The organism is Afipia sp. GW823-FHT06G09 (assembly GCF_058794875.1).
The window spans coordinates 544964-557805 of record NZ_JBXAHF010000003.1 but is presented as its reverse complement, the minus strand read 5'-3'; the positions used below and the strand labels follow the sequence as shown (position 1 = coordinate 557805).

At 60.8% G+C, this 12842-nt stretch carries 15 protein-coding genes; 7 read left to right on the top strand and 8 right to left on the bottom strand.

Annotated elements, in window-relative coordinates:
• Positions 1-13 precede the first annotated feature (13 nt).
• Together ureG and AC1Q67_RS15175 are read left to right on the top strand one after the other, a co-directional pair.
• Complete coding sequence (gene ureG, locus AC1Q67_RS15180; protein ID WP_024576928.1) at positions 14-655, top strand: urease accessory protein UreG; 642 nt, start codon at positions 14-16, stop codon at positions 653-655.
• 473 nt (positions 656-1128) lie between these two features.
• On the top strand, positions 1129-2781 hold the full coding sequence (locus AC1Q67_RS15175; RefSeq protein WP_492236196.1) for a CHASE domain-containing protein: 1653 nt from the start codon (positions 1129-1131) through the stop codon (positions 2779-2781).
• Between the two features lie 210 nt (positions 2782-2991).
• On the opposite strand, the gene AC1Q67_RS15170 is transcribed toward AC1Q67_RS15175, so the two are convergent.
• Both AC1Q67_RS15170 and AC1Q67_RS15165 read right to left on the bottom strand, forming a co-directional pair.
• A complete protein-coding gene (locus tag AC1Q67_RS15170) occupies positions 2992-3540 on the bottom strand; it encodes a sigma-70 family RNA polymerase sigma factor (protein WP_024576926.1) in 549 nt (182 codons plus the stop codon).
• Positions 3540-3758, bottom strand: a complete 219-nt coding sequence (locus AC1Q67_RS15165; protein ID WP_081710749.1) for a NepR family anti-sigma factor — start codon at positions 3756-3758, stop codon at positions 3540-3542. The genes AC1Q67_RS15170 and AC1Q67_RS15165 overlap by 1 nt, the downstream gene beginning before the upstream one ends.
• A gap of 229 nt (positions 3759-3987) precedes the next feature.
• Between AC1Q67_RS15165 and AC1Q67_RS15160 the strand changes: the two genes are divergently transcribed.
• Positions 3988-4788 carry a response regulator gene (locus AC1Q67_RS15160; RefSeq protein ID WP_024576925.1) on the top strand — a complete coding sequence of 267 codons (801 nt, stop codon included), beginning with the start codon at positions 3988-3990 and terminating at the stop codon, positions 4786-4788.
• 317 nt (positions 4789-5105) lie between these two features.
• On the top strand, positions 5106-5537 hold the full coding sequence (locus AC1Q67_RS15155) for a hypothetical protein (RefSeq protein WP_492236195.1): 432 nt from the start codon (positions 5106-5108) through the stop codon (positions 5535-5537).
• A gap of 74 nt (positions 5538-5611) precedes the next feature.
• Here the strand turns inward: AC1Q67_RS15155 and AC1Q67_RS15150 are convergent, their stop codons facing one another.
• The 4 genes from AC1Q67_RS15150 to AC1Q67_RS15135 form a co-directional block, all read right to left on the bottom strand.
• Positions 5612-6052, bottom strand: coding sequence for a hypothetical protein (locus tag AC1Q67_RS15150; RefSeq protein ID WP_492236194.1), 441 nt, complete (start codon positions 6050-6052; stop codon positions 5612-5614).
• A gap of 86 nt (positions 6053-6138) precedes the next feature.
• Positions 6139-6510: an ElaB/YgaM/YqjD family protein gene (locus tag AC1Q67_RS15145; RefSeq protein WP_024576922.1), complete on the bottom strand. Its 372-nt coding sequence runs from the start codon at positions 6508-6510 to the stop codon at positions 6139-6141.
• Between the two features lie 66 nt (positions 6511-6576).
• Positions 6577-7698, bottom strand: coding sequence for an AI-2E family transporter (locus AC1Q67_RS15140; protein WP_492236193.1), 1122 nt, complete (start codon positions 7696-7698; stop codon positions 6577-6579).
• A gap of 2 nt (positions 7699-7700) precedes the next feature.
• Positions 7701-7859, bottom strand: coding sequence for a DUF3309 family protein (locus AC1Q67_RS15135; protein WP_006022707.1), 159 nt, complete (start codon positions 7857-7859; stop codon positions 7701-7703).
• Between the two features lie 223 nt (positions 7860-8082).
• Between AC1Q67_RS15135 and AC1Q67_RS15130 the strand changes: the two genes are divergently transcribed.
• The 3 genes from AC1Q67_RS15130 to AC1Q67_RS15120 all read left to right on the top strand — a co-directional run bounded on the left by AC1Q67_RS15130 (position 8083) and on the right by AC1Q67_RS15120 (position 9905).
• Positions 8083-8910 carry a L,D-transpeptidase gene (locus AC1Q67_RS15130; RefSeq protein WP_492236192.1) on the top strand — a complete coding sequence of 276 codons (828 nt, stop codon included), beginning with the start codon at positions 8083-8085 and terminating at the stop codon, positions 8908-8910.
• Between the two features lie 53 nt (positions 8911-8963).
• Entirely contained in the window at positions 8964-9629 is a 666-nt protein-coding gene (locus AC1Q67_RS15125; protein WP_492236468.1) for a DUF2865 domain-containing protein, read from the top strand.
• A 114-nt stretch (positions 9630-9743) separates the two neighbouring features.
• Complete coding sequence (locus AC1Q67_RS15120) at positions 9744-9905, top strand: Thivi_2564 family membrane protein (protein WP_152527659.1); 162 nt, start codon at positions 9744-9746, stop codon at positions 9903-9905.
• Between the two features lie 138 nt (positions 9906-10043).
• Here the strand turns inward: AC1Q67_RS15120 and AC1Q67_RS15115 are convergent, their stop codons facing one another.
• Together AC1Q67_RS15115 and AC1Q67_RS15110 are read right to left on the bottom strand one after the other, a co-directional pair.
• Positions 10044-10244, bottom strand: a complete 201-nt coding sequence (locus tag AC1Q67_RS15115) for a CsbD family protein (RefSeq protein ID WP_019199909.1) — start codon at positions 10242-10244, stop codon at positions 10044-10046.
• 179 nt (positions 10245-10423) lie between these two features.
• Complete coding sequence (locus AC1Q67_RS15110; RefSeq protein WP_492236191.1) at positions 10424-12586, bottom strand: malate synthase G; 2163 nt, start codon at positions 12584-12586, stop codon at positions 10424-10426.
• Positions 12587-12842: the final 256 nt, after the last annotated feature.

Here is a 12842-nt window from a genome sequence, read left to right as displayed (position 1 = left end):
GAAAGATGTCCCTATGAGCACCAGCATGAATGGACCGTTGCGCGTCGGCATCGGCGGACCTGTCGGATCGGGGAAGACCGCCCTGATGGACCTGCTCTGCAAGTCGATGCGCGAGCGTTACGAGATCGCGGCCATCACCAACGATATCTATACAAAGTGGGACGCGGAGTTTCTGGTTCGCTCAGGTTCGCTGACGCCGGATCGCATTGCGGGCGTGGAGACCGGTGGCTGTCCGCATACGGCGATCCGCGAAGATGCCTCGATGAATCTCGCGGCAGTGGCCGACATGCGGGTCAAGTTTCCCGATCTCGATCTTGTGCTGATCGAATCCGGCGGCGACAATCTGGCGGCGACCTTTTCGCCGGAACTGGCCGACCTGACCATCTATGTGATCGACGTCGCGGCGGGCGACAAGATTCCGTCCAAGGGCGGCCCCGGCATCACCCGCTCCGATCTGCTGGTGATCAACAAGATCGATCTCGCCCCCCATGTCGGCGCCTCGCTCGAGAAGATGGACACCGATGCGAAGCGGATGCGGGGCGAGCGCCCCTTCGTCATGACCAACCTGAAAAAGAGCGAAGGGCTGGATCGCATCATCCGCTTCATCGAGGCAAAGGGCGGCCTTCAGGTTTCGGTTCCGGAGAAGGTTAACTGAGGCAACGCCTGCCTTTCTGCCCAGGGGGTGCGTCCTTCCGCATCGGTATTTTCTGGAACGCCTGGGTGGCCGGAGTGTTAGTCATGCATGAAGCATTCTGTTTTCGCAGCAGCATCCGGCAGAGACTATAGCGGCGTCTTTCTTGGCGCGGTTCTGCTTGGAATTGTCGCCGTCGTCGTCGGGCTGGCCCTGGTTGTCGCCTAGCCTGCCGTTCGTGCGGCTCCGGGGGCGCTGCGCCGGATTTACCATGAGCGCTGAGAGGTATATTTTCCCGTCGCTGGAACCATCTGTCAGCGCTTACATTAATCCATTCGCGACCCATTCAAGCCGTGCCGGTTCGTTTGCCCGAACGATCCGTCAGTTCAGAGCACTCATGACCTGCAGTTCGGTATCTGCATACAACGTCGATTTTTGCCAGGCCGGCCTCGCCGGCCGGTGTCATTTTTCATCCCTTCTCCTTTTCGAGTAATTGCGTGCTCCGTCTCGGTTTCATCATCGGACTGATGGCGATCATCGGACTGGTCCTTTCCGGTCTCGCTGCCATGAAGGTTTACGACCAGGAACTGTCCATCGGACAGACCACGCTGGCGCGCGCGGTCGATACCCACGCAAGTCTGGTTCAGGAGCGGCTGAGTGAGCGGGAACTGCTCGCCCGTGTCGCGGTCGGATTGTTCCGCTCGCCGGCGGTCAACATGGCCAATGCACTGCAGCCGTTGCGGTCGTCGATTTATGCCTTCAAGACCGATTTTCTTGTCGCAAGCTGGGTGGCCCGTATTCCGCGTGCCGATTTCGGCCGGGCGCAGAACGACCTGAAGGCTGCCGGTTTTCCGAACCCGACAATCCGGAACTTCAACGACACGCCGTTGAATCCGGTGGCGGTACCCGATCCGGCGACCGTCGTGATGGATGTCGAGCCGCAGAACGATGAAACCAAGACCTTTGTCGGTCGCATGCTGAATAATCATCCGGTGATCGCGGAGATGTTCAATCGTGCGGTGGAGGAGGACAGGCCGGTATCTTCCGATCCCTTCGTGCTGCTGCGTACCGGTGGTCCCATGGGCATCGTGCTGGCCTCGCCGGTACGGGCGGATACGGGCCCCACCGTTGCAGGCTTTCTGACCATATCCTATCGGCTGGCGCCGCTGATGCTCACCAATGACGAGTTGTCGTTGTTCTCGGTGGCGCTGCGCGATCCGCGCAATGCTTCGGACAATCTGACCTCCGACGCCGACGGCAACGTCACATCCGTTCCGCTGCAACTGGATGCCGACAATCCGCCGCTGCTGCGTGTCGTGTCCTTCGGCGCGCGGGACTGGACCCTGATCTACTACGCAAAAACCAATGTGGCGACGCGGGCGCAGGAACTGGCAGCGATCGTGTCGCTGATCGGCGCGGCGCTGACCCTCATTTTCTGCGGCCTGTTCGGATACGTGTCCTACAACAACGTCCGGCTCAGCCGGGAGATCCAGACCCGCATCGACTTCGAGCGGCGGCTGACCGCCGTGATCGATGAACTCAATCATCGCGTAAAGAACATTCTTGCGGTGATCCAGTCGATCGTGACCCGCACGATGCGTCATGGCGCCGACGTCGATATTGCGCGCGATCTCCTGATCGGCCGGATTCACGCGATGTCGCATGTCGTGTCGTTGCTCAGCGAAAGCCAGTGGCAGGGCGTCAAGCTCAAAGGACTGTTCGAGTCGCGTGCGATTCCGCACGCGGATCGCATTGCGCTCACCGGGCCGGACATCACTGTCAGTGCGCGCGCGGCGCAAAGCCTGTCGCTGCTGTTCTTCGAACTGGCATCGCATGCGGATGAAGGTTTATCGCTGGTCGGCAAGCATCCGCATATCGTCGCCGGCTGGACGGTGTCCGATGGACCTGATGCGGTTTTCCATTTCCGCTGGGAGGAATTCAACACCAGCGCAGCCACCCGCCGTGCGGACAGCGAATTCGGTCTCGTGCTTCTGGACCGCGTTGCGCCCGAGGCGCTGGGCGGTGCGTCGAAGCGTTACTTCACGGATGTCAGCTACGTTTATGAACTCACCGCTCCGATGGAGACCGTGGTGGACGAGGCTGAAATGGATCGCACCGAGCGCATCGGCAAGCCGGTGAAGAAGCGTTGATCCAGGCCGGCGCAGGAACAAACTTTCGCGCGAAGAATTAGGCAGCAGGTGTCACGCGAAGGAAAGTTCCATGGGACGATACCTGCTGTTGTGGTTTCTCGGAATTCCTATTCCCGTTCTGATCCTGATCTGGGCCTTTGGCGGCCTCAACTGATCGCAAAAGCGGCCACCTGCGGGTGGCCGCTTTTTCATTTGCAGTGAGGTGGCAGGCTAGCCGCCGCCTCCGCCGATCACGGCGCGAATGGTGTTATCCGGTCCGAAGTCTTCCGCACCCTCGACATAGAGCAAGGCGCTCAGCTTCGACCGCGCGCGATTGACGCGGCTCTTGATGGTGCCGACTGCGCATCCGCAGATCGCCGCGGCATCCTCATAGGAGAATCCGGATGCGCCCACGAGAATGAGCGCCTCGCGTTGATCCTGCGGAAGCTTGTCGAGTGCGGTCCGGAATTCCTCGAACTCGAGGTGCGAGCCCTGGGCTGGCTGTGACTTGAGCGTCTTGGCATAGCTGCCATCGGCATCCTCGACCTCACGCCGCCGCTTGCGATAGTCCGAGCGAAACAGATTGCGCAGGATTGTGAACAGCCACGCTGGAAGATTTGATCCCGGCTGGAACGAGTCGATATGCGCAAGCGCACGCAGCAGCGTTTCCTGCACGAGGTCGTCGGCGCGGTCAGCATTGCCGCTCAGCGAAATAGCGAACGCACGCAGACTAGGAACAGTGGCGAGGATATCATCGCGAAGTGAATCAGTGAGAGGCATTAGTCCCTCCCATCTTTTGTCGGTTCTCCGGATATCTGTGAAGCCGCCTCTTGTGAATCAAGCTGACGAATCAGATCGGCAAACCGATCCGGTACTCCTTGACGCACGACATCGTCGTACATGGCGCGCAACTGATGTCCGATCCTGGATTGAATTTCGGAATTCAGCCCTCCCGGCTTGCCCGGTGGCCTGCTTGACGGCGGCTTTTGATCTTTCATTGGCTTTATCCGTTTTTCCCCATGAGCTAACTCGCTAAAAACACGGGAGTTTTTGTCCCCCCGGCGAAGGGTTAGCCCGCCTGATCCAGTCATAAACGGGAGGGTGAGCGGAAAGTTCCGACCGGGAGGAACTTTTCTCCGATTTATGCGTAGATAGTCCGAAGCGGGGGAACCGGCGGTCAATCGCGCTGTCGGGCCGAACCTGAATTGATGACCGATTGGAGGGGGTATGTCTCGTTCTCAGCTCGTAGCTGAACATTTGCCACTGTTGCGGCGGTATGCCCGCGCTTTGACCGGAAGCCAGGCATCGGGAGATGCCTATGTCGCAGCCATGCTTGAAGCCCTGCTGCAAGACCCCTCGCTGCTGGAAGAAAAATTCGGGCCGCGCGTCGGGCTGTTCAGATTATTCACGCAGATCTGGAATTCGGTGTCCCTGAATGAGAACACCGACAAGGGTCCTGCGCAGGCGTCCGAGCAGCGGCTGTCGAATCTGACGGCGCTTCCGCGTCAGGCCTTCCTGCTGTTGTCGCTCGAAGGTTTCTCGGAAGAGGAAGTCGCCCACATCCTCAACACCGAAATCACACATGTTCGTGAACTGGCGGATTCCGCCGGCCGCGAACTGGCCGCCGAAATCGCGACTGATGTGCTGATCATCGAAGACGAAACATTCATCGCGATGGATCTCGAGAGTCTGGTCAAGAATCTCGGACACAATGTCATTGGCGTCGCCCGGACCCATACCGACGCCATTACGCTGGCGAAGTCTAAGAAGCCCGGTCTGATCCTGGCGGATATTCAGCTGGCCGATGGCAGTTCGGGGCTCGATGCAGTGAATGAACTGCTGAAGACGTTCGAGGTGCCGGTGGTCTTCATCACCGCATATCCCGAGCGGTTTTTGACCGGCGAACGGCCTGAACCGGCCTTCCTGATCTCGAAGCCGTTCCAGCCGGCCATGGTGTCCGCCGTGGCGAGCCAGGCCCTTTTCTTTCAGCGCAACTCCCGTAGCCGTCCCAAGGCGGCGGCTTCCTGAGGCATCAGGCATTGCACAAAAAGCCGGAACGCGGGTTTGCCGTGTTCCGGCTTTTTCTATTCGCAGTCCAAAGCAAACAAAGAAAAGGGGTGCGGTCGGCATCACCACGACCACACCCCCGTACGCCGGTCGATTAGGGGCAGGGGGATTGACCGGCTCTGGAAAAGACGCCGGTCTCACGAAAGTGTTCCCAGCCAGCGGCGCTTTTTTTCTCCAGCCGCTTGCCCGTGAGCCCGGAACGAAAGCCGGGCGGCCCACGTTGAATCCGAAAGCCGCAATCATGCGGCATGGCAGCGTAGGGGCGTCAGATGTCGTACATGGCTTCTGGAAGTCTTGGAGTGGTGGCCGCGGTGCTGGCACTGGGTGCCGTGCATCTCGAAGTGTCGGCAGGAAATGATCTGCTCGGTCCGGTCCAGCGTGGCGATGCCAGCACAGCGATGCCGGCTGCTTCGGCTCGCGAAGCCATCACAATCAACGTCGATCGTTCGGCCAAGGGTGATCGTGCCCCGGTGGTGGCTGCCGCTGGCGGCGTGACGATTTCCTTCAAGGTGCCGGGCGTGGCCGATGCGTCGGTGATGGTCCGGATGCCTGCGGGTGAGGGCGCAGATGCCCTGCGCAAGGCCCCGGCATCGACCGTGGGCTCCGGCAAGGGATCATCGGCAGGAACACGCCCCGTGGCGTGCGAACCGGTTGTGAGTGTTCTCACGGACGTCGCCAGGCAGCTTGCCCCCGGCCGTTGCATCACCTGATCTGCGGCTTCCAGCGAACAACAAAAAAGAGCGCCAGGCGGCGCTCTTTTTCGTTTTGTTGCTGTTGCGAAAACTTATTCTTCTTCGTCGGGTTGGTCGCCGGCCGCCGGACGGCGGCTGGCCAACAGGCCCAGTGCAATGCCGCCGACCGCGACCAGTGGAATGATGCGCTTGAGCCCGATCGTACGGACGATCTGCAGTCCGGCCGCGAGCACCATGGGATCGCTCAGCGCGGCCTGCATGGTGGATTTCGCCGCTTCAACGGGCTTCTTTTTGACCTGCCGTTTGCGGACGGCGTAACAGATCGCCGCCAGCACGGTTGCCACGAAGAATACGCCTGCTCCCGCGAAGCAGGCCTGCAGCAATCCGTATTTCTGGAGGACGAACACGAAGGCGGCTGCGCACAGAAACGAGGTCGTGATAAAGAGGCAGACCGCAACCGCAATCGCCAGCGAGGTGAGCCGCAATGCGCTGCCGGTGCTCTCCCGGAAGTCATCGATGAACTTCTGAAACATTGAAAACCCGATCAGTATTCGTCGAAAAATGGCAGGGCGTTACCGCTGGCGCGGATGCCGGCGGTGGCCGGGAAAAAATCCGGCTATTAACGGCGCCATGTCACACCGATCAGAAAGCCAAGCCCGATGGCGAGGCCGACCGCAGCCAGCGGGCGCTGCGTGATGGCGTCTTCAAGGGACTCCTCGAGCGTGCCGGCATAATCCTGCGCCGCGTCGAGCGCTTCGCTGCCGCGCTTGCTCATGTCCGACATCACGGAATCCACGTCGGAACGGGCCTGTTTGTAGGCCCGCCTGGCCTGCTTGCGGGCGTCGCCCTTGAATGCTTCGATCACGTCCGAGAGCTGCTCTGCGAGTGCGGAAATATCGTTTTTCACGGCGTCTAAATCCTTCTGAAGGCGTTCGGATGTTGCTTTGTCCGTCATGGTCTTCATCGCGTCTTCACCATCGGTGCTCGACATCTAAAACTCCTGATAGCCACGGGGCGCGGTGCGAAAACGCGCGGTTCTCGTGAAGGTTCCATCGCTTTACGGGTCTGGTAACTGGGTGTCTTTGACCGGCATCAAGTGCTCCTTGAGGACCAGTCCGACGATCAGGATGGGCGACGACAGAAACGCACCCATCGGTCCCCACAGCCATGTCCAGAAAGCGAGTGCGATAAAGACCGCGAGCGCATTCAGTGCCAGCCGCCGGCCGATAATCGATGGGGTCACGAAATGCCCCTCGACGAAGGCGACAATGGCAAAGCCGCCCGCGGCGGCCACCCCGCCGGCGAGCGTGCTTGACGTAATGACGCCCACGGCGGCGAGCACGACGAATGTCACAATCGGACCGATGATCGGAATGTAATTCAGTGTCGCGGCGAGCGCGCCGAGGCCTGCGGGATTCGGCATCCCGGTGACGGCGCAGATCAGTCCGGTCGCGATGCCGAGGCCCATGTTGATCAGTGTCACGGTGAGAAGATAGCCGCCCAGGCTGCTTTCGATCTCGTTCAGAATGCGTAGGACGCGCAGCCGCTCGTCACGATCGGTAAAGTTCAGGACCAGCGCCCGGCGCAGGTCCGGCCAGCTTGCAATGAAAAGCACGAGGACCGCGAAGAACAGCAGGATCTCGGTAAACGTGGGAGACAGGAATTCCAGCGTGGGCTGGACCCATTCGATCTTCGGCAGTGAAAAGGCCGGCTCGCCGGGTGCAGGGGTTGCCCCAAACAGCGCCTGCAACTGATGCCAGAATGCGAGAGGCCGATCGAAGACATGAAACTTGTCCTTCAGCGACGGACCGAGCTCCGGAAGCCGCGTCGACCATTCCATTACCGGCGCGGAGATGAGCGCGATCATGAAAACGAGCGCGGCGAAGGTGGCGGAAACAATGAGCACCGCCGACGCCGATCGGGGAATTCCGTATTTCTCGAGAAATTTTGCAGCCGGCGAGAGCATCGTTCCGATCACCAGTGCGGTGACCGTGGGCAGGAAGAATGCCCGCGCGACATAGAGAACGGCGATGACGCTGATGATCAGCAATGCGACCAGCGAAAACGAAATGATGTCCGCACGGCTCATGGTCAGAGGCCGCTGTTCTTTCCGCTCGTCCGGCGGTTCTGTTACCGCCGGACTTTTTGACTCGCGCACCTCCCGGCGCACGCTGGGCATCGTCAGATTCTGCCTAGCAGCAGAAGGATGACCACGATCACCAGGATGGTGCCGACGATACCTGACGGGCCGTAACCCCAGTTCGCGCTATGGCCCCAGCTTGGAATGACGCCGAGCAGGATCAGGATCAAAATAATGACGAGAATGGTGCCAAGAGACATGACTAAAGTCCTCGATTTGCGCCGGGGCCCACTGTCATGCACCGGCTTCAGGGACCGCTAACCGGCAGGCAGTCCCAATGTTCCGCCGCCGCGGCTTGAACCTGCCGGCTGCGGATTCTCACAAATCATTTCGGGCGAGGCGCGTTCGGAACCAAAAGCAGCAGGCCCGCGTTCGCTCTGTATCCGCATCACACGATGCCATCGCAGAACCCGAGGGCAGGTCATGACACATTCGGCACAGGCGAATTCAGTGTCTCGAAATTCCATTTCCCGGATCTTCACCACGTCCCTTCGATCCGCCCGCGGCCTCACCGTCGCGGCGCTGGCTTTCCCGATCTTTGCGGCGACCCCGGCGATGTCGCAAACGCTTGGATATGCAGGTGTTTACCAGGGAGCGCCGGAAAGGACCTTCTGGTCGGACCAGCAGTCGCTGCCCTCGCCGGGCGTGACCGAAGACGATGGCGCTACGGTTCTTCCCGAACGGCTTCAGCGCAAGATCGTCTCGTTCGAAAGCCGCGAAGCGCCGGGCACGATCGTGATCGATACCGGCAACACCACGCTCTACTACGTGCTGGGCCAGGGCCGCGCCATTCGCTATGGCGTGGGCGTCGGCCGAGAGGGCTTCACGTGGTCGGGCGTGCAGACCGTCTCGCGCAAGGCGGCGTGGCCCGACTGGCATCCGCCGGCGGAGATGATCGCACGCCAGCCGTATCTGCCGCGGTTCGTTGCGGGCGGTCCGGGAAATCCGCTGGGCGCTGCTGCGATGTATCTCGGCACCAGCTCCTATCGCATTCATGGCACCAACGATCCCTCGACCATCGGAAAGTTTGTCTCCAGCGGCTGCATCCGCCTGACCAATGAGGACGTGCAGGATCTGGCCAGCCGCGTCACCGTCGGCACCAAGGTGATCGTGCTGCCGAAGAGCAGCCGTCTCGAAGCGGGTGTGAGCAAGGAACGAGTGGTGCCGAGGGCAGGCGCGCCGAAGCCGCTTCGCGTCAGCGACACGGTGCCGCACACGTCACATAACGTCAAATTGTCCGGATTGTATTGAGCGAAAATTTGAGCATGCAGTGTAGCGGATGGACCGAGGCTGAAGGGGGCATGATGCGTCAGGGAAAGTTGTATTACCGATCGATGGCGGCTGCCGTCGCGATTGGGCTTGTCGCGTTAGCCGGTGCACCCTCAGCGCATGCCCGCGATTTTTTCTCGTCCTTCTTCGGCGGCGCCTTCAATGATAACGCGCATCCAAGCCCGCCGCCGGAGTCGATGCCGTTCGCTTCTCCGTTCGGTGACGGCCAGCAGCCAAACCGGCGCGTCAACATCTATGGCGGCAGCTACAGCGGCGGATCGACGACGTACTGCGTGCGGACTTGCGATGGCCGTTACTTCCCCGTCACCGCATCCGACGGGCAGAGCAAAGCGGAGGCCTGCAAGAGCTTCTGTCCTGCGACCGAGACGAAAATCTATCACGGCGGCTCGATCGACAACGCGTCGAGCGATACCGGCCGATCCTATTCGGATCTGCCGAACGCGTTCCGCTATCGCAAGGAGCTTGTCGCCGGCTGTACCTGTAACGGCAAGGATTCCGTCGGACTGGCACCGGTGAAGATCGAAGACGATCCGACCCTGCGCAGTGGCGACATCGTCGCCGGCGCGGATGGCCTGATGGTTGCGGGCTATAGCCGCCGCAGCGCTGCGCTGAATTTTACGCCGGCACCGAAATCCGTTCGCGCGAAATTCGAACGGCTGCCTGTCGTCGCTGCGCAGTAAGCATGACCATGATCGTTGTTCCCTAAAGGGAACCAAACCTCAGCGGAATTGTTGACGTGCCGGGATACGGGACATGGCTCTCGCACCCAGCCGAACCGATCATGAGGGGTTACCATGTCTCTGCTTATCAGTATCCTGATCACGTTTCTTGTCGTTATTCTCGTTCTTTATCTCGTCAATCTCCTGCCGATCGACGGCCGCGCCAAGCAGATCGTGCGTGCCATTGTCATTATCATCGGCATTATCTCGATCCTGAAATATCTCGCGGTGTTCTAGAGCGCGGTTCGTCCTTGCAACGAGCGCAGCGACTTGTTGCTCTGGATTGCTTCGCTCTGCTCGCAATGACGCAAATCTCGAGGCAAACAAAAACCCCGGCATCGCGCCGGGGCTTTTCCTTTAGGAGGCTAACCTTGCTTACTTCAGCGTCTTGAACCAGTCGTCCACGTCCTTGTGAATCTGGTCCTTGGCGAAGCCGTAACGCTGCTGGAGCTTGCCTTCGAGCTGCTCGCGGCGGCCCTCGATGACGTCGAGATCGTCGTCGGTGAGCTTGCCCCATTTTTCCTTGGCGGCGCCCTTGAACTGCTTCCAGTTACCTTCAACGCGGTTCCAATCCATCGTTATCCTCCAGTGTTGGAAAGACGGATAACGATGCGATGGCGCGAACGTTCCTGCGGGAACTGCGGCGAAGTGGCGTCATTCCGCCGCGAGAAGAACGATACGCATTTGAGTCGGCCTGAATCAAAAACCCCGGCGCGAGCGCCGGGGTTCTCGTCTTCATATCAATGGTCCGTGGGTCAGCCTGCCGCTTTCGCTTCCTTGCGGCGCGCATGCAGGATGAACTCGGTGTAGCCGTTCGGCTGCTCGCGGCCCTTGAAGATCAGGTCGCAGGCGGCCTGGAATGCCACGCCGTCGAACTTCGGCGCCATCGGCTTGTAGAGCGCATCGCCTGCGTTCTGCTTGTCCACGATCGCGGCCATCCGCTTCAGGGATTCCATCACCTGATCCTTGGTAACGACGCCCTGATGCAGCCAGTTGGCGAGATGCTGTGCGGAGATGCGCAGCGTGGCGCGGTCTTCCATCAGGCCGACATCGTGAATGTCCGGCACCTTGGAGCAGCCGACGCCCTGATCGATCCAGCGCACCACATAACCGAGGATGCCCTGGCAGTTGTTGTCGATCTCCTGCTTGACGTCGTCCGGCGCCCAGTTCGACTGCGAGACCGGAATGGTCAGGATGTCCGACAGCTTCGCCTTCGGACGGCTCTTCAGTTCCTTCTGGCGCGCGCCGACGTCGACCTGATGATAGTGCAGGGCGTGCAGCGTCGCGGCGGTCGGCGAGGGCACCCACGCGGTGGAAGCACCGGCCTGCGGATGCGCGATCTTCTGCGCCAGCATGTCGGCCATCTTGTCCGGTGCCGCCCACATGCCCTTGCCGACCTGGGCGTGACCCGGCAGGCCGTTGGCCAGACCGGTGTCCACGTTCCAGTCCTCGTAGGCCTTGATCCAGGGCTGCGCCTTCATGTCGTTCTTGCGGATCATCGGGCCCGCTTCCATCGACGTATGGATTTCGTCGCCGGTGCGATCGAGGAATCCTGTGTTGATGAAGCAGATGCGCTGCGCGGCATTCTGGATACACGCCTGGAGGTTCACCGTGGTGCGGCGCTCCTCGTCCATGATGCCGACCTTCATGGTGTTGGCCGGAAGGCCGAGCATCTTCTCGACGCGGCCGAACAGATCGACGGTCAGCGCGACTTCGTCCGGACCATGCATCTTCGGCTTGACGATATAGACCGAGCCCTTGCGGCTGTTCTTCAGCTTGGTCTTGCCCTTCAGGTCGTGAAGCGCGAGCAGACCGGTGACGGCGGCATCGAGAATGCCTTCCGGAATTTCCTCACCCGAACTATCGAGCACGGCATCGGTGAACATGTGATGGCCGACGTTGCGGATCAGCATCATGCTGCGGCCGTGCAGCTTCACTTCGCCCTTGCCGTCTGCCGCGGTGTAGACACGGTCGGCATTGAGCGCGCGGGTCAGGGTCTTGCCGCCCTTCTCGAAATCGGCTGACAGCGTGCCGTCCATCAGGCCGAGCACGTTGCGATAGACCAGAACCTTGTCCTCGGCATCGACGGCGGCAACCGAGTCTTCCATGTCGAGAATGGTCGAGACGGCCGATTCCAGAATCATGTCGGCGACGCCGGCCGGATCGTCCTTGCCGATGGTGTTGTTGCGGTTGATCTGCACATCGATGTGCATGCCGTTGTTGACCAGCAGGATCGAGGTCGGCGAGGCGGCATCGCCCTGATAGCCGACGAGCTGGGCCTTGTTCTTGAGCGCGGTGGCGTTGCCGCTCTTGAGCTTGGCGGCGAGCTGGCCGTGCTCGATGTGATAGCCGGTGACGTCGCTGTGGTTGCCGGTTGCGAGCGGCACGGCGGAATCGAGAAACGCCTTGGCTTTGGCGATGACCTTGTCGCCGCGTGCCTTGTTGTAGCCCTTGCCGCCTTCGCTTGGATCGTGCGGGATCGCATCGGTGCCGTAGAGCGCATCATAGAGGCTGCCCCAGCGGGCGTTCGCCGCATTCAGCGAATAGCGCGCATTGGTGAGCGGCACCACAAGCTGCGGCCCGAACATCGAGGCGAGTTCTTCATCGACATTCGCGGTCTGCACTTCCTTGGCGGCGGGCTCCGGCAGCAGGTAGCCGATCTCCTTGAGGAAGGCGGTGTAGGCATTCATGTCGAACGCCTTGCCCTTGTTCGCCTTGTGCCAGCCGTCGATCTTGGCCTGCAGCGCATCGCGGGTGGCGAGCAGCTCGCGGGTCCGGGGGGCCAGATCCTTGACGATTCCGGCAAGGCCCGCCCAGAAGGCGTCGGCCGATACGCCGGTACCGGTGGTTGCTTCCTTGGCAATGAAGTCGAACAGAACAGGAGCGATCTTCAGACCGCTGGCGTCGATACGTTTCATGATAAATCTCGCGGAACACGGCGAAAACGGTGCCGTCCTGGGCTTCAGGATGAGGTGATGGGATACCGCTTAAGGCGGAAAGACTGGCCACTTTTAACGCCAAATCCAAGCAAAAGAGAAGTCCCTTCCCCGGCCCGAACGGCGCACGCCGTGACCGCCGGTTTAGGCAGCCGCGACGGGTCTTGCTGCGGGATACAGCCTGGGTTGGCGGTAATTTCGCTCTGCGAGACAGGCGAGGCAAAGCGGCCGTGGTGAC